The organism is Nitrospirillum amazonense (assembly GCF_007828045.1).
Taxonomy (GTDB): domain Bacteria; phylum Pseudomonadota; class Alphaproteobacteria; order Azospirillales; family Azospirillaceae; genus Nitrospirillum; species Nitrospirillum amazonense_C.
In genome coordinates this window covers 24,359-48,530 of the sequence record NZ_VITN01000029.1, presented here as the reverse complement: position 1 = coordinate 48,530, position 24,172 = coordinate 24,359, and the positions used below count along the sequence as shown (strand labels likewise).

At 67.4% G+C, this 24,172-nt stretch carries 13 protein-coding genes; 7 read left to right on the top strand and 6 right to left on the bottom strand.

What is annotated here, in order from left to right; translation table 11 throughout:
• The first annotated feature begins 274 nt into the window (after positions 1 to 274).
• Positions 275 to 1,921 carry a malate synthase A gene (gene aceB, locus FBZ89_RS27605; protein WP_145754016.1) on the top strand — a complete coding sequence of 549 codons (1,647 nt, stop codon included), beginning with the start codon at positions 275 to 277 and terminating at the stop codon, positions 1,919 to 1,921.
• A gap of 145 nt (positions 1,922 to 2,066) precedes the next feature.
• Here the strand turns inward: aceB and FBZ89_RS27600 are convergent, their stop codons facing one another.
• Positions 2,067 to 3,362 (bottom strand): hypothetical protein, encoded by a 1,296-nt coding sequence (locus FBZ89_RS27600; RefSeq protein ID WP_145754014.1) that lies wholly within the window; start codon positions 3,360 to 3,362, stop codon positions 2,067 to 2,069.
• Positions 3,363 to 3,612: 250 nt separating this feature from the next.
• On the opposite strand from FBZ89_RS27600, the gene FBZ89_RS27595 reads away from it, so the two are divergent.
• A complete protein-coding gene (locus FBZ89_RS27595; protein ID WP_211115376.1) occupies positions 3,613 to 4,674 on the top strand; it encodes a hypothetical protein in 1,062 nt (353 codons plus the stop codon).
• Between the two features lie 62 nt (positions 4,675 to 4,736).
• Here the strand turns inward: FBZ89_RS27595 and FBZ89_RS27590 are convergent, their stop codons facing one another.
• Both FBZ89_RS27590 and FBZ89_RS27585 read right to left on the bottom strand, forming a co-directional pair.
• On the bottom strand, positions 4,737 to 5,789 hold the full coding sequence (locus FBZ89_RS27590; RefSeq protein WP_145754012.1) for a hypothetical protein: 1,053 nt from the start codon (positions 5,787 to 5,789) through the stop codon (positions 4,737 to 4,739).
• A 128-nt stretch (positions 5,790 to 5,917) separates the two neighbouring features.
• Positions 5,918 to 6,568, bottom strand: coding sequence for a LysE family translocator (locus tag FBZ89_RS27585; protein ID WP_246172750.1), 651 nt, complete (start codon positions 6,566 to 6,568; stop codon positions 5,918 to 5,920).
• 241 nt (positions 6,569 to 6,809) lie between these two features.
• Here FBZ89_RS27585 and mbfA point away from each other — a divergent pair, with 241 nt between their 5' ends.
• Positions 6,810 to 7,766 carry an iron exporter MbfA gene (gene mbfA, locus FBZ89_RS27580; RefSeq protein WP_145754010.1) on the top strand — a complete coding sequence of 319 codons (957 nt, stop codon included), beginning with the start codon at positions 6,810 to 6,812 and terminating at the stop codon, positions 7,764 to 7,766.
• A gap of 10 nt (positions 7,767 to 7,776) precedes the next feature.
• Here the strand turns inward: mbfA and FBZ89_RS27575 are convergent, their stop codons facing one another.
• Positions 7,777 to 11,385: an ATP-binding protein gene (locus tag FBZ89_RS27575; RefSeq protein ID WP_145754008.1), complete on the bottom strand. Its 3,609-nt coding sequence runs from the start codon at positions 11,383 to 11,385 to the stop codon at positions 7,777 to 7,779.
• A gap of 617 nt (positions 11,386 to 12,002) precedes the next feature.
• On the opposite strand from FBZ89_RS27575, the gene FBZ89_RS27570 reads away from it, so the two are divergent.
• The 4 genes from FBZ89_RS27570 (at position 12,003) to FBZ89_RS27555 (ending at position 21,325) form a co-directional block, all read left to right on the top strand.
• The gene (locus FBZ89_RS27570) at positions 12,003 to 14,456 is read left to right on the top strand and encodes a TonB-dependent receptor (RefSeq protein ID WP_145754006.1); all 2,454 of its coding nucleotides are present in this window, start codon (positions 12,003 to 12,005) and stop codon (positions 14,454 to 14,456) included.
• Positions 14,457 to 15,031: 575 nt separating this feature from the next.
• Positions 15,032 to 17,965 carry a TonB-dependent receptor domain-containing protein gene (locus FBZ89_RS27565; RefSeq protein ID WP_246172748.1) on the top strand — a complete coding sequence of 978 codons (2,934 nt, stop codon included), beginning with the start codon at positions 15,032 to 15,034 and terminating at the stop codon, positions 17,963 to 17,965.
• A 180-nt stretch (positions 17,966 to 18,145) separates the two neighbouring features.
• Complete coding sequence (locus FBZ89_RS27560; protein ID WP_145754004.1) at positions 18,146 to 18,676, top strand: hypothetical protein; 531 nt, start codon at positions 18,146 to 18,148, stop codon at positions 18,674 to 18,676.
• A gap of 447 nt (positions 18,677 to 19,123) precedes the next feature.
• Positions 19,124 to 21,325 carry a TonB-dependent receptor gene (locus tag FBZ89_RS27555; protein ID WP_145754002.1) on the top strand — a complete coding sequence of 734 codons (2,202 nt, stop codon included), beginning with the start codon at positions 19,124 to 19,126 and terminating at the stop codon, positions 21,323 to 21,325.
• A 126-nt stretch (positions 21,326 to 21,451) separates the two neighbouring features.
• Here the strand turns inward: FBZ89_RS27555 and FBZ89_RS27550 are convergent, their stop codons facing one another.
• Complete coding sequence (locus tag FBZ89_RS27550; RefSeq protein WP_145754000.1) at positions 21,452 to 22,963, bottom strand: DHA2 family efflux MFS transporter permease subunit; 1,512 nt, start codon at positions 22,961 to 22,963, stop codon at positions 21,452 to 21,454.
• Positions 22,964 to 22,974: 11 nt separating this feature from the next.
• Positions 22,975 to 24,162 (bottom strand): HlyD family secretion protein, encoded by a 1,188-nt coding sequence (locus tag FBZ89_RS27545; RefSeq protein WP_145753998.1) that lies wholly within the window; start codon positions 24,160 to 24,162, stop codon positions 22,975 to 22,977.
• Between the last annotated feature and the right edge of the window lie 10 nt (positions 24,163 to 24,172).

The window sequence follows — 24,172 nt, the reverse complement described above, 5'->3', positions numbered from 1 at the left end:
CCTTTCGGGCGGCGGCGGGAATAAACGACGCTGGAGCGTCCCGCCGCCGCCCGGTTTCCCCTCCGGATTTCACCGAATTCCATTTCACTGAATTCCAACGCGTCCACGAGATCGGCGGGGATGGCCCATTCCATCCCCTGCCCTGGCAAGGGTGCGGCGACGGGGTTTAAACGACGCTGGAGCGTCCCGCCGCCGCACCCCTGCCCCCTAAATCACCGCCTCGAGGGCCTGAGCCGCGCCGCGACAGGCCCCCTGATCTGAAGGGAGAGGTATCATGCCTGACGCTCTGCTCGCCCCCTCGGCCCCCCGCCTGTCCCCGGACGCCCCGGTAGGCCGTATCGAGATCCGCGCCGCGTCCAAGCCCGGCTATGATGTCCTCCTGACCCCCGCCGCCCTGGCCTTCGTGGCCGACCTGGAACGCCGCTTCGGCTGGCGCCGGCGCTATCTGCTGGAAAAGCGGGTGGAGCGCCAGGCGCGCCTGGACGCCGGTGAGAAGCCGGCCTTCAACCCCGCCTGCGGCTATGCCCGGCATGAAGAATGGATGGTCGAGCCGCAGCCGGCCGACCTGCGCGACCGCCGGGTGGAGATCACCGGCCCCGTCGAGCGCAAGATGATCATCAACGCGCTGAATTCCGGCGCGCAGGTGTTCATGGCCGATTTCGAGGACAGCAACGCCCCGACCTGGTCCAATGTCATGGACGGCCAGGTCAATCTGCGCGACGCCATCCGCCGCACCATCACCCACACCGATCCCGTGTCGGGCAAGCACTACGCCCTGAACGACAAGGTCGCCGTGCTGATGGTCCGCCCGCGCGGCTGGCACCTGGAGGAAAAGCATGTGTTGATCGACGGCCGGCCCGTGTCGGCCGCCCTGTTCGACTTCGGCCTGCACTTCTTCCACAACGCCCGCGAACTGCTGGCCCGGGGCAGCGGCCCCTATTTCTACCTGCCCAAGATCGAGGGCCGGGCCGAGGCGCGGCTGTGGAACGACGTGTTCCTGCACGCCCAGGAATGCCTGGAGCTGCCCCCGGGCACCATCAAGGCCACGGTGCTGATCGAAAGCATCCTGGCGGCTTTCGAGATGGACGAGATTCTATATGAGCTGCGCTGCCATTCCGCCGGCCTGAACTGTGGCCGCTGGGATTATATCTTCAGCTTCATCAAGAAGTTCCGGAACGACCCCGATGCCCTGCTGCCCGACCGCGCGGCCGTCACCATGGACAAGGCCTTCCTCAACGCCTACTCCCGCCTGGCGGTGAAGACCTGCCACCGCCGGGGCGCCCCCGCCATCGGCGGCATGGCGGCCTACATCCCGGTGAAGGACGATCCCGTCGCCAACGACCGCGCCTTCGCCCAGGTGCGGGCGGATAAGGAGCGGGAGGCCCGCAACGGCCATGACGGCACCTGGGTGGCCCATCCGGCGCTGGTGCCGGTGGCGCGCGAGATCTTCGACGACCTGATGCGCACGCCCAACCAGATCCACGCCACCTGCCACGACGTGCGGGTGACGGCGGAGGATCTGCTGGCCATCCCTCAGGGCCCGCGCACCGAGGCCGGCCTGCGCCAGAACGTGGCGGTGGGCATCGGCTATATCGAGGCCTGGCTGCGCGGCCAGGGCTGCGTGCCCCTGTTCAACCTGATGGAGGATGCGGCCACGGCCGAGATCAGCCGCGCCCAGGTCTGGCAGTGGCTGCGCCACGGCGCCAAGCTGGACGACGGCCGCACCGTCGATCATGCCCTGGTGGAACGCATCATCGAGGAGGAACTGGCCGCCTGGATCGGCCGCGTGGGAGAGGTGGCCCTGGCCCACAGCCGGCATGAGGAGGCGGCGCGCCTGTTCTCCGAGCTGGTGTTCCAGCACCGCTTCGCCGAATTCCTCACCCTGCCGGCCTATGACCGGCTGATGGAAACGGGTTCCTGAGGTCCCGGGGGGAGGGGGAGGAACGCCCAAGCAAAAGGGGCGAAGACCGCGGGGAAAGGCCGGCGCCCGGATGGACGCCGGCCTTTCCTTATTGGGGTTCTATTGGATCGCCGTCGGTCTCAGGACGCCGACTTCACCGGCTGGCTCAAGACGCCGACTTCACCGGCTGGGGCGGGTTCTGCAGGATCAGCTGACCATAGGCCGTGGTGTGCTGGAACAGCACCTGTTCGGTCCAGGACACCTGCGTCTTGTCCGTGGGCGGGGGTGATACCACCGCGGCCTGGGCCGGGGTCAGGTACTCGATCACCTCCCCACCACCCTCAGACACCTTGTAGCTGGAGACGAATTCGTCGAAGGCGGCGGACTGGCCCTCGGAATTCAGCGCCTGGTTGTTGATGGGGGTGTAGGGGCCGGCCACGGCTTCCCCCTTCTTGGCATAAGCGCGGGCGTGCGAGATGAGGTGGGTGATGAGGTCGGTCGTCAGCGCGCCGTAATAGGTGCCGTAATAGCCGGGAATGGCGTCCAGCATGGCGGAACCCCAGGCGTGGGGCACCACGTCCACATTGTTGTACATGTCGTGGTTCCAGATCTGCCAGGGCTGGCTGCCCGTCTGGTCGCCGCCCGCCCAGGCGGTGCCGTTGACCAGCGCCGCGAAGGGGGCGTTGCCGGGGGTGGCGCCGGCGGTGGCGTAGATCATGGCGTCGCCGGCCGCCCACGAACCGCCCCGCAGCAGGCCGGCGGTGGGATCGAAGCAAGCCATGGCCAGCGTCGGCGACAAGGCGCCCGCCAGCGAATGGCCGGTGAAGGTCAGCGTGGTGCCGGACGGCGGGGTCAACCCCTTGAGGAAGGTCACCAAAGTCTGCTTGGTGATCTGGGTATCGATGATGCCGAGCAGGTTGGTGATGCCGGTGTAGGTCGCCATTGAGATGCAGGGGACCTGGTCGCCGGGCTGGGTGTCGTTGGTGCCGCCGTTCCACACCTGCAAGGCCCCCTCCCATGCCACCACGGTGGCCACGGCGAAATCCTCCTTCAGCCAGTCGTAGAAGGATTTGAAGTTGGTGGCGGCGATGGCCACGACGTAGCGGGCCAGCGTGGGACTGTAGACCACGAACAGGGCGTTGGCGGCGTTGAAGCGGGCGGTGGGGGTCGGCGCCTCCCAACGCACGCTGCCGAAGACCGGATCGATGCAGAGGGCCTGGGGGCCCCACACCACGGTCCAGTCGTCAGCCCCCAACTGCGATCCGGCGGCCTTGATCGCCTTGTCGATGCCGGCCGTCAGGATGGCTGTCAGCTGCGCGGCCGCAGCCGTGGCGCCCGCCTGCAGGGCGGCGCTTTTCGGCAGGGACTTATCCAAGTCCACCGTCACGTCCTGCCCGCTGGCGTCATTGGCGATGTTGTTGAAGAAGAAGGTGGTCTGCCATGCATCATAGATCGTCGCCATCCCATTCACTCCCGCTGATTGCAGGACGCCCACGAGAACGTCCCAATTGAAGGCGGCATCACAATTAATACGTATGTATTTTCCATGCAATGCGCGCGTGAGGTGCATATCACCCGGATAGCCCGCCTGCGACAAAGACGACAGTACCGGCCCCGTCCATACCCGCCACCGGGGGTGGCTGATATCATGGCCGCGCTCTGGGCAATGGGTGTGGTCGGCGGACGTGCGTGTGCAACGGCGGGTGTTGGAAATGGCGATGAAATGGCGGGCGGCCGCCCTGGCGGCAGGCCTGTCGGGTGCCGCCTTGATGGCCGCCGCCGGGGCCGGCGCCCAATCGCCGGCCCCGTCATCGGCCTCGCCGGAGGTCGCCCCAGAGGCCGCCCCAGAGGTCGCCCATGCCATGCCGGTGGATGCCCTGCAGACCCAGGCGTACCAGAAGGCCGACCCCCATCATGGCCTGGCCCGCCGCCGCGCGGCCGTGGCGGCGGCGGCCGGCACCGACGCCGCCTGCCGGGAAATGGGCGATTTTTATTGGGAGATCGGCGACGGCAGCGGGACCCTGGCCAGCGGTACCCGGGGCAGCCGCTACAGCGCCAACAAGCCCTTGCAGGTGGCCAGCGCCAGCAAGCTGGTCTTCGCCGCCTATGTGGTGGAGCGGGTGGGCGGCCAGTTGACGCCGGACCAGCTGGACGCGCTGGAGATGCGGTCCGGCTATGACAACTTCAACCCGCTGGCCTGTTTCGCCGCCCACACCGTGGCCGCCTGCCTGGACCGGCGCGGCAACGGCCTGCTGAATGCCGAGCATCAGGGCCGGTTCAGCTATAACGGCGGCCACGACCAGCATCTGGCGACCACCCTGGGCCTAGGCGATCTGGACCGCTACGGCTTGGCGGCGGAGGTGCGGCGGGTGTTGGGCCCGGACCTGCACCTGGACTATGCCGCCCCCCGCGTGTCCGGCGGCCTGAAGGCCAGCCCGGCCGCCTATGGCGCCTTCCTGCGCAAGGTGGTGTCCGGCCATCTGCGCATCCACGACCTGCTGGGCAGCCACCCCGTCTGTACCCAGGGACCGGACTGCGCGGCCGTGCAGGCGCCGGATTTGCCCCAGCCCTGGCACTACAGCCTGAACCATTGGGTGGAGGATGGCCCCGGCGGCGACGGCGCCTTCAGCAGCCCGGGCATGATGGGCTTCTATCCCTGGATCAGCGCCGACCGCCGCACCTATGGCCTGATCGCGCGCGAGGTCATGGCGCCCAAGGCCTATCTGGCCAGCATGGCCTGCGGCCAGGCCCTGCGCCGCGCCTGGAATCAATAGCCGGGCTTTGTGTTCAGCCGGGTTTCCTGATTCCGGGCGTCAGCATCCGCTGGGCTGGCTTTCTACTTCGCCTTGGCTGCCGGCTTGCCCCAGCCGGTGGCGTCGAAATAGACGCGCACGCGGCGCTGCTGGGGGTTTTCCAGGGTGAACTGGTCCAGCATGCGGCCGCTTTCCGTCAGTTGGCGCTGTTCCACCTGCTTCCAGCCGGGGTAGAGGATGCCCAGCGTGGTGTATTCGCGCTTGGCGCCGGCGGCGCTGTCGGTGATGCCGGCCAGCACGATGGGGTCGCTGGCCAAGTCGCCCTGCCCCTTGCTGGCCGGCAGGTTCAGCTTGGCCTCGATGCTGTTCAGGAATTCCTGGTGGCTGGATATGCAGGGGGCGCAGCCGGCGCGGCGGGCGATGTTGTACCAGTACTGCGCCTCGCCGGCGCCGCCGCCGGGGATGCTGCCGTTGTTGTACAACTGGCCGTAGATCAGCGCCGCCATGCCCAGGCCGGCCTGGGCGGCGGGCTTCACCACCTGCGCCGCCTTCTGCGGATCCCGGGCCGTGCCCCGGCCATAGTAGTAGTAGACCGCCAGCGCCTCGCGCGCCTTGAGGCTGCCACGGGCCATGGCCTGGTCGAACAGCGCCAGGGCCGAGGCCATGTCCTGCGACGACGGGCCCTTGCCGTTCTTATCCTCCATCTGCGCATCGGCCTGGGCCACCAGCCGCTGCGCGTCCGGCGGGTCGACGGGGGGATTGATGTGGCCGTCCAGCGGTAGGGTGGACACGGCCATCTGACCCGCCCGCCCCTGGGCGCCGGGCATGATGGTATCGGGCGTCTGGATGGGCGCGGCCTGCCCAAGGGGCGTGTTCTCGGGGGGCGCCTGGACCGCCGGCGCCGGCAGGACGGGAACATTGATCGGGGCGGCCGGCGAGGCGGTGGGCGCTTGCGTCACCGATTGGGCGGAACCCGCAGGCTGGGCCTCAGGATCCTGGGCCAACCGGGACAACAAGCCGTCGCCGGGCTTGGCGGGGGCGGTATCGTCGTCACCCTCGAAAAAGGCGCAGCCGGACAGCAGGGACGCGGCCAAGCCGGCGGCGACGATGGAAGCGGAAAAACGACGCGAACGCATGACACCCCGACATGGATGATACCCAGGACGAACCGCAAGCCGGTCCTGCGCCCACTGTAGGCCATGGACGCGGATCCGCAAGCGACCCGGCTTACACGGGCGCGATACCCGTCAGTCAGCGCCCCCCGTCACCGCATCAGCGCCAGGATGCCGCCGGCCCCGATCAGCAGGCCGCCAGTGAGGCGGTTCAGCTGGCGGGCGGCCTTGGGCGTCTGCAGGCGGCCGGCCAGGGTTTGCCCGCCGATGGCGTAGGTCAGGATCCAGCCGAACTCGATCACCACCATCAGCACGGTCAGCAAGACCAGCTGCGCCGTCAGCGGCTGGCCGGCGTCGATGAACTGGGGGAAGAAGGCGGCCATGAAGATCAGCGCCTTGGGATTGGAACCGCAGACCAGCAGGCCGCGCAGCAGCAGCCGGTGAGCGCGGGCGTCAGCGGGGCGCACAGCCTCCCCCCGCTGTTCCGCGTCGGCCTCGGCGCGCAGCGTCTCCTTCGGGTCCGCCCGCCAGGCCTGGACGCCCAGGTACAGCAGATAGGCCACGCCCAGCACCTTCACCACCATGAAGGCTGTGGAAGAAGCCTGCAGCAGCGCCGCCATGCCCACCGCCGACAGGCCGGCCATGGCGCCCAGCGCCAGGCACATGCCCGCCCCCGCCCAGGCCGCCGCGCGCACGCCATGGCGCAGGCCGATGCCCATGGCGAACAGCATGTTGGGGCCGGGGGTGGCCGACAGGAAGAAGCAGGTGACGGCGAAGGCCGATAGGGTCTGCCAGCTCAACATGCCCAGGCGTCCTCGAAGGATGGGATAGGGCGGGAGTTTAACGCGGAAGACCCCGGCTGATGAGGGGGATCGCGCGCAGGGAGCCCATGCCGCCACGCCATGGCGTCCATCTCGGGACAGCAAGCGCAACTCATTATTATTACTCGAGAATTCCGCATCTCTCGCGCACGCGGCGGGTTGACGGGCGCCATGACTTGGCTAGTCTTCCCGGCATTCCCCGCTCTTGCGCAAGGCCATCCCCATGAAGGACTTCTCCGACCTCACCGAACAGGAGCTGCTGGCGCTGGCCGTGTCCCTGGAGGAGGAGGACGCGCGCATCTACGACGAGTTCGCCACCGGCCTGCGCGAGAACTTTCCGGAAAGCGCCAAGGTCTTCAATGCCCTGGCGGCGGAAGAGAACGGCCATCGCCACCGCCTGATCGAGTTGTACCGCCAGCGCTTCGGGGAGCATATCCCCCTGATCCGCCGCCAGGATGTGCGCGGCTTCGTGCAGCGCAAGCCGGTTTGGCTGGTCCGCCCGCTGTCCCTGGAGGCGGTGCGCCAGCAGGCCGAATTGATGGAGGCGGAGACCAAGCGCTTCTACACCCGGGCGGCCCGCCGCTCCACCGACGCCGCCATCCGGCAGTTGCTGGGCGACCTGGCGGATGAGGAGCGCCGTCACGAGGCGCGGGCGGAGCAGCTAGAGTCCCGCCTGGTGACGCCCCAGGTGCGGGAGGAGGAGCACGCGTCGGAACGCCGCCTGTTCGTGCTGCAGGTGGTGCAGCCGGGCCTGGCCGGGCTGATGGACGGTTCCGTCTCCACCCTGGCGCCGCTGTTCGCCGCCGCCTTCGCCACCCACGACACCTGGCAGACCTTTCTGGTGGGCATCGCCGCGGCCATGGGCGCCGGCATCAGCATGGGCTTCGCCGAGGCGCTGTCCGACGATGGCAGCCTGACCGGCCGGGGCAGCCCCTGGCTGCGCGGCCTGGTCTGCGGTGTCATGACCGCCGTGGGCGGCCTGGGGCACACCCTGCCCTATCTCATCCCCCAGTTCTGGACGGCCACGGCCGCCGCCGCCGCCGTTGTGATGGTGGAGCTGGGCGTCATCTCCTGGATCCGCAACCGCTACATGGACACGACCTTCCTGGCCGCCGCCTTCCAGGTCATCATCGGCGGCCTGCTGGTGTTCGCGACAGGGATTTTGATCGGTAGCGCGTGACAGGCACACCTCAGGCGGCGGCGATGGGCACGGGGTAATCCCGGGCCAGGGCGGCCCAGGACGCCGGCGCCACGCCGACGATGGCGGCGACCAGCTGGCGCGCCTCTTCGGCGTCGCCCTGGATGCACGCCTGCTCCAGCGACTGCGCCAGGTACTGCAGGCGGCGCAGGCCCAGATTGCCCACGGTGGAGATCAGGCTGTGCGCCTCACGCCGCGCCTCGGGCAGGTTGCCGGCGGTGACCAGGCCGGCGGTGCGGGCGATGCGCGCCTGCCCGAAGCTGACGAACTCCCGCACCATGTCCACCGTGCCGTCGCGCCCCGCCAAGTCCACCAATTTGGCCAGCGGCTCGCCATCGAACAGGGGCTGGTCGGCCATGGGAAAGCCGTCGCCGGGGCCGGCCATGGGCCGTGGCCCCTCCGTCGCGCCAGGGTGCGCCGGCGCGCCGGTCCAGCGGGCCACCAGGTCAAGGAAGCGGCCCTGGTCGAAGGGCTTGGACACATAGTCGTCCATGCCAGCGGCCAGGTATTCCTCACGCATGCCCACCATGGCGTTGGCAGTCATGGCGATGACCGGCACGCGGCGGCCCGGCGGTTCGCCCGCGCGGATGCGGCGCGTCGCCTCCAGCCCGTCCAGGCCGGCCATCTGGATATCCATCAGCACCAGATCCACCGGCGGCTGGCCCAGGGCGATGGCGGCGCCCGCGGCCCCGTCGCCGGCCAATTCAACGGCATAGCCTTCGGTGCGCAGCATCATCTCCGTCAGGCGGGCGTTGATGCTGTTGTCCTCCACCACCAGCACGCGGCGGCCGGCGCCACGCCTGGGCGGGGCGCCGGGGGGCGGGGGGCCGGGGGGTAGGGCGGCGGGGGGCGGTGCCGCTTCGTCCGTGGCCGCGGCCTGGCCAGGCAGGCGCGGCAGCGTCAGGTCGATGGTGAAGGTGCTGCCCTGGCCGGGTGAGCTGTCCAGGGTGATGGTGCCGCCCATCAGGGTCACCAGTTCGCGGCAGATGGACAGGCCCAGGCCACTGCCGCCATAGCGCTGGGCGATGCCGTCGTCACCCTGGACGAAGCGGTTGAACAGCCGCGCCTGCTGGTCCGCCGTCATGCCGATGCCTGTGTCACGCACCGTCAGCACCACGCGCACGTCGCGCGGGCTGCCCCCGTTCACCGCCGGCGCACCTTCGACCACCTCGGCCGTCAGCTGGACCTGCCCCTTGTCGGTGAACTTCACCGCGTTGCCCAGCAGGTTCAGCAGCAGCTGGCGCAGACGGCGGGCGTCGCCGCGGAAGGTGGCCGCCGCCTCGGGCGCGATGCGCGTGCTCAGCACCAGGCCCTTGGCCCGGGCCTGGCCTTCCATCAGGCGCGCGGCCTCCGTCACCACCGCGGCCAGCTGGAAGTCCGTCGCCACCAGGTCCACCCGCCCAGCCTCCAGCTTCGAGAGGTCCAGCAGGTCGTCCACCAGCAGCAACAGGGTCTGCGCGCTGTCGCGGATGATCACGGCCAGGTCGCGCTGCAGGGGCGCCAGCGGCTCCGCCGCCAGCAGCTGCACGGCCCCGATGATGCCGTTCAGTGGGGTGCGGATTTCATGGCTGGTGGCGGTCAGGAAGGCGGACTTGGCGGCGTTGGCGTCTTCCGCCACGCGGCGCGCCTGCTCCAGCTCGGCGGCGGCGGCGGTCAGGGTGTCGCGGGCGGCGCGCAATTCCTCCTCCTGCCGCACCCGCTCGGTGACATCGCGGGCGGCGGAGATCAGCAGGGGCATCCCGTCGTCGCCCCGGGTGAGGGAAATGATGGTCTCAAGCCAGATCCAGCGGCCGCCCTTGTGGCGCAGGCGGAAGCGGGCGGAAACGCCGCGGGCAAGATCGCCCTCGGCCACCGCACCCGCCGCCCCGGAACCGGCCCGCGAGGCGGCCGCCGACAACGCGTCCAGGGTGGCGTCGATGGCCTGGTCGTCCGGATGGCGCAGCTCCGACAGGGGCAGCCGCGTGAATTCCGCCACGCCATAACCCAGGATGCGTTCCACCGAGGGGGAGACGTAGAGGCGGGTGCCATCGGGCCGCGTCAACAGGATGATATCGCTGGCGCGGTCGGCCAGCAGGCGGAAGCGGGCCTCGCTCTCCTCAAGCGCGTCGCGCGCCTCCACCAGGGCGGTGATGTCGCGGCCGACGCCGCGCCAGCCCCGGATGGCACCGTCGGCGTCATAAAGCGGGCGGCCCGACAGCACGATGTGGTAGCGCCTGCCGCTGGGGTGGCTGACGACATAGCGCAGGTCGCGGAATTCCTGCTTGTCGGCGCCACCGGCCAGGGCGGCGGCCGTCTCCGGCGTGGGGGTCAGGCTGCCGACCTGCTTCTGCCCCACCATGCGCAGGGGATCGAGGCCAATGGACCGCACGCCGGGCGACACATAGGTCAGCCGGCGGTCGGGATCCGCCTCCCAGTACCAGTCGGTGGACACGTCGATCAGGTCCCGGAAGCGCACCTCGCGCTCCGCCAGGTCGGTGGCGCCCTGTTCCAGGTTATGGGCCATGGTGTTAATGGCCCGGGCCAGCACGGCGAATTCGGCGTCCGACGCCCGTTCGGGCGCGCGCACGCCCCGCTCGCCCCTGCCGATCCGCTCCACCACCCGGGTCAGGGTGCCCAGGCGGCTCATGACCGAGGTTTCCAGCGCGAAGATCCCCAGCAGGAAGGCGGCGGCGGCCACGGCCGCCAGGCCCATCATGCTGCGCCAGAAATCCTCGTCCGCCTCGCCCACCGCCTCGGCCCGGGGCAGGCTGACCACAACGCGGGCATTGATACCCTGCAGGGTGCCGAAGCCGATGATGCGCGGCACGCCGTCCAGCCCCGCCGACAGCAGCGTGCCCGTGGGCTGCGCGAACAGTTGCGACACCAGGGCGTCGTCCAGCCGCTGGCCGGTAAGGACGGCACCCAATTGGTTGTCCCCCGGCGGGGCGGCTGGACCATCCACCTGGGTGGGCGCCGCCGGAGGGGCCGCCTGCGCCGGGGCGGGAAAGCGCACCAGCACCTCGCCCTTGGCATCGACGATGGCGAACAGGCCATTGGGCATGTCGGCGGCCATGGCTGCCAGACGGCCGGCCCAGTTCAGCCGCATGCTGGCCCGGGCCACGGCCTTGACCTGACCGTCCGGTCCCAGGATGGGACGGGCCATGGCCAGGATGGGGGCCCGCGTGGTGCGGCCTATCATATAGTCGCTGAGCGTGGCGCGGCCGGTGCGTAGCGCCTCCTGGAAATAGGGGCGGTCACTGACATTGAGGGCGGCCGGGGGGTTGCCGGTGGAGGCGCAGATCGTGGTGCCGTCGGGCCGCGAGAGGAAGACGTTGGCGATCCACGGCTCCGCCGCCTTCAGCCGGACCAGGTCGCCGGCGCAGTCGCCGGCCGACAGATCCACCTCCTGCAGGGCGACGGTTTCCACCAGGTGGCCAAGCTGCTCCACCAGCACCCGGTGTTCCTCCTCCGCCACCTGGGTCAGGATGCGCACGTGGGCGCGGGCGGCCATGACCGCCGCCTGGCGCCTGGACTGCCCTTCCGCCACCATCAGGGCCGCCATGGCGCCGATGACGGCCACCAGCAGCAACAGCAGCCTGCTGCGCAGTCCCGGTAGCCGCATCACCCCTCACCGTCCGCGCGCCGCATGCACCGCCCCCGATTACAGCCGGCAAGCCCCTGGCCAGCAAGCCTCTGGAAGGCATACCAATATCTATATTAGGGCCGGCCGTCGCCCCCGCCAAGAGCGGGCGCCCCCCGCAAGGCTGACGATTGGGTGGTAGGAAGGTCCCGTCATTCCACCATGCCGTTCCGGACATGCCGGGCCTCCCGGCCGGCCCGCCGTCCGCGCCGCCGCCCACGGTGCTGATTCGGCCAAATTCCTGATCAACAGGTCAAGATTTCATCATTCTGCAACACTTGGCCCGACACAGATGGCACACGCATGTGCGTCAATATTCATCTATTTGATAAATAACTATTTTCTTCCCATTTTGGCGCAAAAAGGCTGCGCTGCACTTTGTCGCGCCGCCCGCATGATATGTGCTTTGACGGCCACAGTTGGGGGCAAATCGGCGCGTTTTGGTGGGGGTTGGGCAAGAAGGCCGCGCCTCTGTAATGGTGTTGTAATACGAAGAAGGGAATAAAGCGCCCGACACGGCCTCACCTGGCTGAACGAACGGGTGCGGACGGGTGTGTGGCTGACCGAACGACGAACGATCCAAATTCTGGGGGCAATCGATGAAGAAGCTTAATCGCGCGCAGGCGCCGGGGCGCCGCTACGCCACTTTCCTGAAGCTCGGCACGGGCATGGTCGCCCTGGCGACCGCCACCGCCTGGGTCGCTCCGGCGCTGGCGCAGTCCACGGCCTCGCAGATGGATGAGATCATCATCACCGGCGCGCGCCAGCAGCCGCAGATCGGCGGCCTGATCCAGGCCGAGACGGCGCCTAAGGCTCGTTCCACCGTCGACCAGAAATACCTGTCCACAGAAACCGCCGGCCAGTCCGTCCTGCAAGCCATCAACATGCTGCCTGGCGTGAACTTCACCAACAGTGACGCCTACGGTTCATCCGGCGGCAGCATCCGCATCCGCGGCTTCGACGGCAACCGTGTGTCGTTCACCTTCGACGGTATCCCGCTGAACGACACCGGCAACTACGCCATCTATTCCAACCAGGTGATTGACGCCGAACTGGTCAACCAGGCCACCGTCAACATCGGCACCACGGACGTCGACAGCCCCACCGCTTCGGCCACCGGCGGCACCATCAATGTCCAGACGCGCAAGCCGCGCGATGAACTGGGCATGGAGACGAAACTGTCTTTCGGCAGCAACAACTTCAAGCGTGTCTTCAGCGTGCTGGATACCGGCGATTTCGGCCCCGGCAACCGCACCTCGGCCTTCGTCGCCGCCTCGTACCAGGACTATGACAAGTTCAAGGGCCCGGGCGACCTGCAGAAGAAGCAGGTGAACGGTCGCATCTACGAAGATCTGGGCGGCGGCGACTTCATCAGCGTGGCCGCGCACTACAACGAAAACCGTAACTTCAGCTACAATACCGGCACCCGCAACAATTTCGCCAGCAACTACTTCTACGACGAAGGCACGACCTGGATCCCGCAGCCGGCGACCCCGGGCAAGGCGGACGCGGTGCCGTCGGGCGACAGCAACTATTACAAGCTGTACCAGAACCCGTCCAACACCGGGAACGTGCGCGGGCAGTCGCGCTTCCATCTCGATGACGACGTCATGCTGACCGTCGATCCCTACTTCCAATATACGCTGGCCAACGGCGGCGGCAGCGTCAGCGTGAAGGAGAACGACCCCCGCCTGATCGGCGCCGCCAAGGGCGGGAAGGGCGTGGACCTGAACGGCGATGGCGACGTCCTGGACACCGTCCTGTTGTACTCACCCAACAACACCAACACCTTCCGCACCGGCGTCACCTCGTCCGTCATCTGGGACATCAACGAGGACAACCGCTTCCGCGTCGGCTACACCATCGACTACGGCCGTCATCGCCAGACCAACGAGCCCACGCTGCTGGGGTCCGATGGCACTCCGCTGGATGCGTTCGGCGGCAAGTACGCCACCGCGTTCCCGGGCGGCATCTTCGCCAACGACGGCGCCCAGCTGGAACGCCGCAACCGCTACTCCATCGCCGAACTGAACCAGGCATCGATGGAATACGTCTACAAGGCGTTCGATCAGGCCTTAACGGTCGTCCCGGCCCTGCGCCTGCCCTTCTTCCATCGTGAGCTGAACCAGTACTGCTACACCTATTCCACAGCGCCGAGCGGCGTCTCGCTGTCGTCCAATCAGTACTGCACCAGCGGCACGCTGCCCACGACCGGCACCCTCTATAAGACGCCGTTCACGGGTACCAAGGACTTCAGCGACGCCCTGCCCAGCCTCGGCGTGAGCTATCAGCTGACCCAGGCACACCAAGTCTACTTCCAGTTCTCGGAAGGCTTCTCCGCGCCGCGCACGGACAACCTGTACAACGTGATCCGTGACCCCAAGGCGGTTGAGCCGGAAAAGACCTACAACCTGGAACTCGGGTACCGCTACCAGACCCAGGAACTGATCTCGTCGCTGTCGGCCTGGTACACGAAGTATGACAACCGCATCGTGTCGTCGCAGGATCCCAGCGACCCCAGCGGCAGCACCTTCATCGACCGCAGCCTGGGCCAGGTCGAGCTGTACGGCGTGTCGGCCGAAGCCGGCTTCAACATCCTGGAGAACCTGACGTTCTACGGTTCCGCCAGCTACACCCACTCCGAAGTGCTGAACGACGTCGTCAACGGCGGCATCACTTTCCACACCGCCGGCAAGATGCTGGTGGATACGCCGGAATGGATGGTCGCCAGCCGCGTCGAGTATAAGCCCATCCAGAGCCTGACCTTCGGCCTGGAAGGCAAGTACACGGGCGAGCGCGCGGCCTCCGACACCAACGACGAGAAGACGACGCCGTTCTTCCTGGCCAACGCCAACGTCCGCCTGGACCTGCCGGACTTCTTCGGCATGCATGAGTCCTATCTGCAGTTCAACGTTGAAAATCTCTTTGACCGCCGCTACCTGAACACCATGCCGACGACGAACAACACCTCGTACGGCACTGGCGGCAGCCTCGCTAGGTATCTGACCGGCGCCCCGCGTACCTTCATGGGCACCATCGCCGCGAAGTTCTGACCGGGAAAATGGAAGGGCCGGCGTCCCGGCGACATCGGTTCCGTACAGCGAAAGGGGCGGCCTTCGGGTCGCCCCTTTTTCTTTGTGCGTGCCGCCCCCGTGCGGGTGGCCCACCCATGGGATTGTGGTCCCACCCCGACATTCCCGCTATTCGAGCAGGTGGCGCCCACTCTTTGGGCAATCGTCGGCGGCGCCTACTGATTCGGCAGCCGCGTCGGCGCATCCCCCATCGCGCCTGCGAAACGATGCAATTTGTCGCTGTTACCGTTTGGTTTTTAATTTGCAACAGATGTGTGTCGGACAGCTCATTCTGTCGCGGAGTTATTTTTGTCCAATTTCAACATTTTTGGCGCAAGTTTATCGCTTAAGTGTAACCAAAAAGCTACAGACATGCACGGAATCGGGCCCACCACCCCTTGGGTCGTTGACGCATTGCTAACGTGATCGGAAAACTTCCTCCCAAGCCAAACAGAACGCTGGGCAGAAGCGGACTGGGGAGCTGCCGCCGGAGGCCGGGAAACACGCCCAGGCGGCGCCGAACGGGGAACAACCAATCCGAAATGGAGATGGACTACATGAAGGGATTTGAGAGCAGGATCCGTCAGTCGCTGCTGACGGGCGCCGCCCTTGGCGTGTGCGCCCTCACGATGTCGACGACGGCCTACGCCGCGGCGGCGGCCGACGATCTGCAGGAAATCGTCATCACCGGTTCGCGTATTAAGACGGATTCGTCCGCCGGCATCAGCCCGGTGACCAGCGTCGGCAGCGAGGAAATCAAGCTGCAGGGTGCCACCCGCATCGAAGACGTGATCAACAACCTGCCCCAGGCCTTCGCCGGCCAGGGCAGCGCGATTTCCAACGGTTCCACCGGCACCGCCACCGTCGACCTGCGCGACCTGGGCCCGTCCCGCACCCTGGTGCTGGTCAACGGTCACCGCATGCCCGCCGGTTCGCCGCTGAACCCGGCCGCCGACTTGAACGAAATCCCTGACGCCCTGGTGAAGCGCATCGACGTGCTGACCGGTGGCGCCTCGGCCGTGTACGGCGCCGACGCCGTCGCCGGCGTCGTCAACTTCGTGATGGACGACAATTTCGAAGGCGCCAAGGCTGACATCAGCTACAGCTTCTACCAGCACAACAACGACGCGACGCGGTTCCAGAACGCCGTCAAGGCGCGTAACTTCGGCCTGCCGGAAGACGACGTCACCGACGGCTTCACCCGCACCTACTCCGGCGTGCTGGGTGTGAACACCCCCGACGGCAAGGGCAACATCACCGTCTACGCCGATTATCGCAAGACCATGGCGGTGACGCAGGATAAGCGCGACTACAGCGCCTGCGCCATCAGCGTGTCCTCCAAGGGCGCCTATTCGTGCGGCGGTTCGGGCACCACGGCCCCGGCCCAAATCATCGACAACATCGGTGGCGGCGACTACGTCGTCAGCGGTACCAACCTGCGCGACTACACGTCGGCCGACGCGTTCAACTACGCGCCGTACAACTACTACCAGCGTCCTGACCAGCGCTATTCCGCGGGCTTCTTCGGCCATTACGAGTTCAACCCGCACGTCCAGGTCTACACCGAATTCATGTTCCACGACGACCACACGGTCGCCCAGATCGCGCCTTCCGGCGTGTTCGGTCAGGAATTCCTCATCGGTTGTAACAGCCCGCTGCTGTCGGCCAGCGAAGTCACGACGCTCTGCACCAACAACGGCCTGACCGCCTCGGACAGCGCCGATGTCAGTGTCCTGCGCCGTAACGTCGAAGGCGGCGGCCGTATCGACGACCTGCGCCACACCTCTTACCGCGAGTTGGTCGGCCTGAAGGGCGACCTGTGGGATGGCTGGAGCTATGACGCCTACGCCCAGCGCAGCACCGTCATCCTGTCGGAAACCTACAAGAACGACTTCTCGCTGGCCCGCACGGCCGAGGCGTTCAACGCCACGACCGACGCCAACGGCAAGCTGGTCTGCGCCAACGCAGCCGCCGTGGCCGCCGGCTGCGTGCCCTACAACGTGTTCAGCAGCAGCACCGCCATCGATCCGGCGGCGCTGAGCTACCTGCAGACCCCGGGCTTCAAGGAAGGCTCGACCGTCCAGGACGACGTGAACGTCTCCATCAGCGGCGACCTGGGCCGCTACGGCCTGCAGAGCCCGCTGGCCAACCACGGCATCGGCATCGCGTTCGGCACCGAATACCGCCGTGAAGAGCTGACCCTGAAGGTCGACCAGGAGTTCGACAGCGGCGATCTGGCGGGCCAGGGCGGTCCGACGCACGGCGTGGCCGGTGCCTACGACGTTCGTGAAGCCTACATGGAAGTCAAGATCCCGCTGGTCCAGGACAAGCCCTTCATTAAGGACCTGAACCTGGAAGGCGGCTACCGCTACTCCGACTACAGCACCTCCGGCGCCACCGACACCTACAAGGTGGGTGGTGATTGGGCCCCGACGTCGGACATCCGCTTCCGCGCCGGTTTCAACCACGCCGTCCGCGCCCCGAACGTCGTCGAACTGTTCACTCCGTCGGGCGTGGCCTTGGGCCTGTCGAACGACCCCTGCGCCGGCGCCGCTCCCACCGCGACCGCCGCCCAGTGCGCCAACACCGGTGTGACGGCCGCCCAGTACGGCAAGATCGTCGCCAACGGCGCCGGTCAGTACAACGACCTGGAAGGCGGTAACCCGGACCTGAAGCCGGAGACGGCCGACACCCTGACCGTGGGTGCGGTGATCACCCCGACCTTCCTGCCGGACCTGACCTTCTCGGCTGACTATTACAACATCAAGATCGACGGCCTGATCGGTGGTATCGGCGCCGACCTGATCCTGAACAACTGCTTGAACGGCATCAACAGCAGCTACTACTGCCCGCTGGTGAAGCGTTCGGCCACCGGTTCGCTGTGGCTGGGCACCACCGGCTACGTGACCAACACCAACCAGAACACCGGTAGCGAAGAGACGTCGGGCCTCGACTTCAACGCCAACTACCGCCTGGATCTGGCCGACATCGGTCTCGACAAGCTGGGCGCCCTGAACTTCAACTTCACCGGCACCTACATGCTCGACTTCGTCGTCGTGGCCCTGCCGGGCGAGGATGGTTACGACTGCGCCGGCTACTACGGTGCCACCTGCTCCACCCCGCTGCCGACGTGGCGCCACAAGGTCCGCGCGACCTGGGAAACCCCGTGGGATGCCACGCTGTCCGTGGCTTGGCGCCACATCAGCGGCACCCAATGGGAAGTGCAGAGCAGCAACGCCACGCTGCACGGCACCGGCATCCCCGGTCTGAACCAGATCGACAGCTACGATTACTTCGACTTCGCGGCCTCGTACCAGGTCAGCGATTGGCTGACCCTGAGCGGCGGCGTGAACAACGTTTTCGACAAGGATCCGCCGCTGGTCACGACCCAGGTGAACGGCAATTCCTCGTACATCAACGGCAACACCTATTCTCAGGTGTACGACAGCCTGGGCCGTTACTTCTTCTTCCAGGCTTCCGCCAAGTTCTAATCGAACCCGGCATAGCCTTCAGTCCAGAGACGGCGGGTCCCCCGGGGCCCGCCGTTTTCTTTTGCCCTTCAATGCGTTGGCGATGATTGCTTGACCCTGGGCGACAGCCGTCGCTATTCCGCCCGGTTTAAAGCCGTGGCACACTGCCGCCCACGGATCACGCCTTAGGAATCCCGGACCATGTCGTTCAAGAAGATGCCGTCGTTGACGGCCGCCACCCTACTGCTGGCCTTGGCCGTGGCACCCGCCGCCCCGCAGCCGGCCCGCGCCGCCGAAAGCCTGGCCTCCTGCCGGGCCATTGGTGACGCCACCCAGCGCCTGGCCTGCTACGACGCCCTGGCCGCCGCCGCGGCCAACGTTCCGGCCGTCCCCCCCACCGCCACTGCCAACGCCGCACCGGCCACCCCCGCCGTGCCGGAGGATCCCACGGCCCGGTTCGGCAAGGAAAAGCTGCCGCGGACGGAAGAGCAGCAGGCCAAGGACGACGCCGAACAGGATGAGGAGATGCACTCCACGGTCGCCTCGGCGGTGGCCCTGCCCTATCGCCTGTTCGCCGTGACCCTGGCCAACGGCCAGACCTGGGTCAGCAAGGAGGCGCTGACCTTCGATCCCAAGCCGGGCGACGAGGTGCGCGTCATGCACGGCCTGTTCGGCAGCTATTCCATGGTGGTGGGCCGCAGCCGGCCGGCGAAGGCGACCCGCGTCAGCTGACCATCCATCCGCGCCCGTCGTTACACCGTGCATTTCCGAAGGGCGGCCCCCGTGGCCGCCCTTTTCGCATGCCGACTCGGGGGCACCGTCATCCAGCGCCCGGCCCGGCCAAACCTGCCAAAATCAACCGCCTACGCCATCCGGCATACCTCCGGCGCGGAACACAGGGCCGTGGTAGGCGCGGTTGGAATGCGCCCGGCCTCCGGCCAGGCCAAACCTGACCATTCGGTCAGAAAACGGTTGCCGCAACCCCAGGCTGCGCCGATGCTGATGGCGTCCCAGGAGCGACAGGCGCGGCAAACCGCCCGCGGGCCTCGGGGCGGGTAGGTTCGGGGCTCGTCAACGATCGCCCGGCCCCACCACGGCAAAACGTGGCCTCACAATAAAACGGGCGGAATCCATCGAGCCTGCTTTCGTCAAAGCCAATCACGAAAGACGGGGATAACAATGTCGAACAGGGCAGTTCCTATAAAGGGCAACGATCGGAAGAAGACGCGCGCCGTCCTGACGTCGTTTCTGGCGGGTGGCGCGGCCACCGTGCTGGCTGGCGGCGCCCAGGCGCAAACGGCGGCCACCGCCACCGACGACTCGATCTTCCAGGAAGTGGTGGTCACGGCACGCAAGCGGGCGGAAAGCCTGACCGAGACGCCGACCGCCATCTCCGCCTTCACGGCGGAGGACCTGCAGCAGCGCAACATGGAAAACCTGGCGGACGTGGGCAAGTACGTCCCCAACCTGGAGATCAACCGCTTCGGCGTGGGCAACCCGGCCCATGCCGCCATCTTCATCCGCGGCATCGGTTTGCAGGATCACATCATCACCACCGACCCCGGCGTGGGTGTTTATGTCGACGGTGTCTATCTGGGCCGGCAGATGGGGTCCAACCTGACCCTGGCCAATATCGAGCGGGTAGAGGTGCTGCGCGGACCGCAGGGCACGCTCTATGGCAAGAACACCATCGGCGGCGCCGTCAACATCATCACCGCCCAGCCGGGTGACGAGCAGGTGACCAAGGCGGAGCTGAAGGTGGGCAGCCGCGCCCGGGTGGAAGCCAACGTGTACACCAACACCAAGGTCACCGACAAACTGGCCGTGTCCTTCACCGCCGCCGTCAACCGCCGCGACGGCATCGGCCAGGCCCTGAAGGTGAACGCGCCCGAGGATGTGGGCGAGATCAACGAAGTGTCGGGCCGGGCCGCCGCCAAGCTGCAGGCCTCGGAAACCTTCTCCCTGCTGCTGACCCTGGACGCCATGAACGGCATCTACGGCAAGACCCCCACCACCATGGAGGTGAACAACCCCAATGGCTTCTTCACCGGCACCTTGGGCCTGAGCGAAAGCCTGCTGCCGGCCAACCCGGACGACAGCAATTCCAACCACGCGGAACTGTTCAAGCAGACCATCCAGAACCGCGGCGCCTCGCTGACCGCCAATTGGGAGTTGAACGACAACCTGACGGCCAAGGTGCTGGGCGGCTTTCGCTACACCCGCTACACCGGCGGCCTGGACGACGACCAGACCTACCTGGACCTGGAATCCTATCCGGAACGCGGCTTCGCCCGGCAATATTCGGTGGAACCGCAGCTGAACGGCGAATACGGCAAGCTGGACTTCGTCATCGGCGCCTATGCCAGTGACGAACAGGGCAACACCAATTCCGGTCCCACCGTCTACATCAGCCCCAGCGGCTATTTCGACCTGAAGCAGACGACCAGCAGCTACGCCGTCTACGCCCACGCCGGCTATAAGATCCTGGACGATCTGAAGCTGTCGGCCGGCGCCCGCTATTCCGACGACCACAAGGACGCCAGCGCCCAGTTCGACAGCTGGACCGACCCGTCGCGCGTCTACCGCAGCCAGTCGTGGAGCGCCACGACCTGGGACGTGTCGGCCACCTACGACATCGCCAAGTCCGTCGCCGCCTACGCCACCATCTCCCGTGGGTATCAGAGCGGCGGCTTCCCGCCCCGGCCTTTCAATGGGCCCAGCTACTTCACCGCCTTCAACCCCACCTTCGCCACCAATTACGAGACGGGTATCAAGGGCGTCTTCTTCGACCTGCTGCAGATGAATGTGTCCGGCTTCTACACCGAGTACACCGACCTGCCGCTGGAGGTATCACAGCCATCGGCCACCGGCTTCAACACCCGCATCGAAAGCGCCGGCCAGTCGGAGGCCAAGGGCTTCGAGGTCGAGGGCACGCTGAAGCTGAGCAAGGCCTTCGACATCCAGACCTCCGTCGGCTTCATCGACGCCCAGATCACGGCGGTGCCGGGCGATGCCACCGCCATCAAGGTCGGTTTCACCCCGGCGCTGACCCCACAGTGGACCCTGTCGGTGGCGCCGCAGTACCACCTGTTCCTGGACAGCGGCACCGTCGACGCCCGCATCGACTATTCCTATCGCGGCAAGGAATACGGGCAGTCGGCCAACGACGGCTACAACCTGATCAAGTCGCGCAGCCTGTTCGGTTTCAACATCGCCTATACGCCGGCCCAGGGCAATTGGACGGCGGCCGTGTATGGCGAGAACATCTTCAACAAACGCTATGACGTGGGCCGGCTGGATGACGCCTTCGCCGGCTTCACCGAGATCATCCGCAACAACGACCGCAGCGAGTTCGGGCTGAAGGCGACCTACACGTTTTAGGTCCCAGGCTGACTTTCCCCGGGGGCGATGACTGACGGCCCCGAACCTGGACCCCGCCCGGACGGCACGCCGGGCGGGGCCTTTTTCTTTGGCCAAGCTGCGGGCGCCGGCGCACGGGGGCCCGCCTCAATGCACCCCGGCGGTGTCGGCCACCCGCGTGGGCTTGGGCGCCAGCCATATGACCAGGGCCGACAGGACGAAAGCGATGGCCACGCCCAGGAAGATCTGGTTGGTGGCCAGCATGACCCCCTGGCCCTGGACGATGCGGTCCAGCTGCTGGATGGACAGGTCCGGGCCCGGCAGGCCGGGACGCAGCAAATCCACCAGTTCCGCCCGGTTACGGGTGGCGCCATCCTCCCACAGCGTGTTGACGAGGGAGGTGGCGAAGGCGCCCGACAGGGTCCGCAGGAAGTTCATCAGGCCCGCCGCCGACGCCGTTTCCTCCACCGTCACGCTGGCCAGCGCCAGGCCGGTGAGAGGCACGAAGAAGAAGGGCATGCCCAAGCCCTGCAACAGCAAGGGAAAGGCGATCTGGCCATACGTCATGTCGGTGGAAGAGCCGCTGCGGTACAAAGTGACACCCGCCAGCCACATCAGCCCGAAAAACACCAGCGGCCGGGGATCGACCTTGGCCGACATCCTGGCGACCATGGGCGCCGCCATGACCGCCAGGATGCCGGTGGCCGCCGTGGCGTAGCCGGCCCAGGTGGCGGTGTAGCCCATGTTGCTCTGCAGCCAGAGCGGCGTCAGCACGGTGGCCCCGAAGAAGGCGCCGAAGCCCAGGCTGATGGTCAGCACCGCCATGGCGAAGCCGCGATGGCGGAAGACCTTCAGGTCCACGACCGGATGCGCCTCCGTCAGTTCCCAGATCAGGAAGGCGGCCAGACCGATGGCGGCGACGATGGCCAGGGCCACGATCTCGGTGGAGGAGAACCAGTCCATGTCCTTGCCCTCGTCCAGCATGATCTGCAGGGCGCCCACCCAGACGATCAGCAGGATCAGGCCCACCAGGTCGAAGCGGGGGCGGACGGTCGGCGTCTCGAACACCTTCAGCAGGCCCCAGCAGGCGGCGGCGCACAGGATGGCGATGGGCACGTTGATGTAGAAGATGAAGGGCCAGCCCCAGCTGTCGCAGAGGGTGCCGCCCAGGATGGGCCCCAGAATGGGCGCCACCAGGGTGGTCATGGCCCAGATGCCCATGGCGGCCGGCGCCTTTTCCTTGGGGAAGACGCGCAGCAGCAAGGTCTGCGACAGGGGCATCAGCGGCCCGCCGGCCAATCCCTGCAGCACCCGGAACAGCACCAGCATGCCCAGGGACTGGGCGAAGCCGCAAAGGGCCGAGAAGATGCCGAAGCCCAGCATCGCGATGACGAAGGTGCGCACGGCGCCGAAGCGGCCGGCCAGCCAGCCGGTCAGCGGCACGGTCACCGCCTCCGCCACCGAGTAGGAGGTGATGACGAAGGTGCCCTGGCTGGAGGAGACGGCCAGACCGCCGGCGATGTTGGGCACCGAGACGTTGGCGATGGTGGTGTCCAGCACCACCAGGAAGTTGGCGGCGGCCAGCAGCAGCGCCGCCACCGCCAATTGCCCGCCGGCCAGGGTCTTGGGCGCCCCGGCGTCGGAAACGGCGCTGCTCATCGGCGATCCCCTCAGCGCTTGCCGGCGGCGTCAGCCGGCGCCGTATCGATGGTGACGTTCATGGACAGGCCGACGCGCAGGGGATGCACCGCCAGCTCGCTGGGGTCCAGCACCACGCGCACGGGCACGCGCTGCACCACCTTGATCCAGTTGCCGGTGGCGTTCTGGGCCGGAATGACGGCGAAGGCGGAGCCGGTGCCACCGGCCAGGCCGGCGACCTGTCCATGGAAGACGACGCCCCCGCCATAAAGGTCGGCCGTCAATTCCACCGGCTGGCCGGGATGTACATGGGCCAGTTGCACCTCCTTGAAGTTGGCATCGACATAAGCCTCGCCCACCGGCACCACGCTCATCAGCATGGTGTCGGCCTTGACCCGCTGGCCCACCTGCACCTGGCGGCGGGCGACGACGCCGTCGAAGGGGGCCCGCACCGTCGTGCGTCCCAAATCCACCTGGGCTTGGTCCACCCGGGCGCGGGCGGCCATGACCTCGGGATTGGTGGCCACGTCGCTGTCGGCGATCAGCACGGTATTCACCTTTTGCGAGCCCTGGGCGGCGGTGCGGTTGGCCGCGGCCTGGGCCCGGGTCGCCTTGGCCACGGCCAGGTTGGCGGTGGCGGTGGCGAAGGCGTTCTGGGCGCTGGTCAGTTCCTCCCCCGACACGGCGCCGGATGCGGCCAGCGCCCGGCGCCGGTCCAGATCCACCCGGGCGCGATCATAGTCGGCCTGGGCGGAGGTCAATTGCGCCTCGGCCCGGGCGGCGTCGGCGTCACGCGCCGCCACCTGGGCCGCCAGGGCGCCATCATTGGCGAAATAGCCGCGCACCCGGCGCTCCGCCTGGCCCAGCTGCGCCTGCGCCTGGGCCAGGGCGATGCGCGCGTCGGTGTCGTCGATGAGCACCAGCACGTCGCCCTTCTTCACACTTTGCGTGTCCACCACCGGCACGGCCCGGACGGTGCCGTCGACGGAGGAGGTCACCTGGGCCGCGTCGGCGTTGACGTAGGCGTTATCGGTGGAGACATAGCGGCCGCCTGTCACCAGGCGGTAGCCGCCATAGCCCAAGCCCGCCAGCAGAACCACGGCGCCCAGGCCGGCGAACAGGCGGCGACGGGGCGAGCGCTTTTGAGCGGCCGGCGCCAAGACATGGACGGAGGAGGGTTCAGCCGCTTCGGCGGCGGGGGTGCGGGACGGGGTGGACATGGGGTGATCC

What these genes read in the sequence shown, in the direction of transcription:
- aceB (WP_145754016.1), top strand. Translation starts at nt 275, where the DNA reads ATGCCTGACGCTCTGCTCGCCCCCTCGGCCCCCCGCCTGTCCCCGGAC.
- FBZ89_RS27600 (WP_145754014.1), bottom strand. Translation starts at nt 3,362, where the DNA reads ATGGCGACGATCTATGATGCATGGCAGACCACCTTCTTCTTCAACAAC.
- FBZ89_RS27595 (WP_211115376.1), top strand. Translation starts at nt 3,613, where the DNA reads ATGGCGATGAAATGGCGGGCGGCCGCCCTGGCGGCAGGCCTGTCGGGT.
- FBZ89_RS27590 (WP_145754012.1), bottom strand. Translation starts at nt 5,789, where the DNA reads ATGCGTTCGCGTCGTTTTTCCGCTTCCATCGTCGCCGCCGGCTTGGCC.
- FBZ89_RS27585 (WP_246172750.1), bottom strand. Translation starts at nt 6,568, where the DNA reads ATGTTGAGCTGGCAGACCCTATCGGCCTTCGCCGTCACCTGCTTCTTC.
- mbfA (WP_145754010.1), top strand. Translation starts at nt 6,810, where the DNA reads ATGAAGGACTTCTCCGACCTCACCGAACAGGAGCTGCTGGCGCTGGCC.
- FBZ89_RS27575 (WP_145754008.1), bottom strand. Translation starts at nt 11,385, where the DNA reads ATGCGGCTACCGGGACTGCGCAGCAGGCTGCTGTTGCTGCTGGTGGCC.
- FBZ89_RS27570 (WP_145754006.1), top strand. Translation starts at nt 12,003, where the DNA reads ATGAAGAAGCTTAATCGCGCGCAGGCGCCGGGGCGCCGCTACGCCACT.
- FBZ89_RS27565 (WP_246172748.1), top strand. Translation starts at nt 15,032, where the DNA reads ATGAAGGGATTTGAGAGCAGGATCCGTCAGTCGCTGCTGACGGGCGCC.
- FBZ89_RS27560 (WP_145754004.1), top strand. Translation starts at nt 18,146, where the DNA reads ATGTCGTTCAAGAAGATGCCGTCGTTGACGGCCGCCACCCTACTGCTG.
- FBZ89_RS27555 (WP_145754002.1), top strand. Translation starts at nt 19,124, where the DNA reads ATGTCGAACAGGGCAGTTCCTATAAAGGGCAACGATCGGAAGAAGACG.
- FBZ89_RS27550 (WP_145754000.1), bottom strand. Translation starts at nt 22,963, where the DNA reads ATGAGCAGCGCCGTTTCCGACGCCGGGGCGCCCAAGACCCTGGCCGGC.
- FBZ89_RS27545 (WP_145753998.1), bottom strand. Translation starts at nt 24,162, where the DNA reads ATGTCCACCCCGTCCCGCACCCCCGCCGCCGAAGCGGCTGAACCCTCC.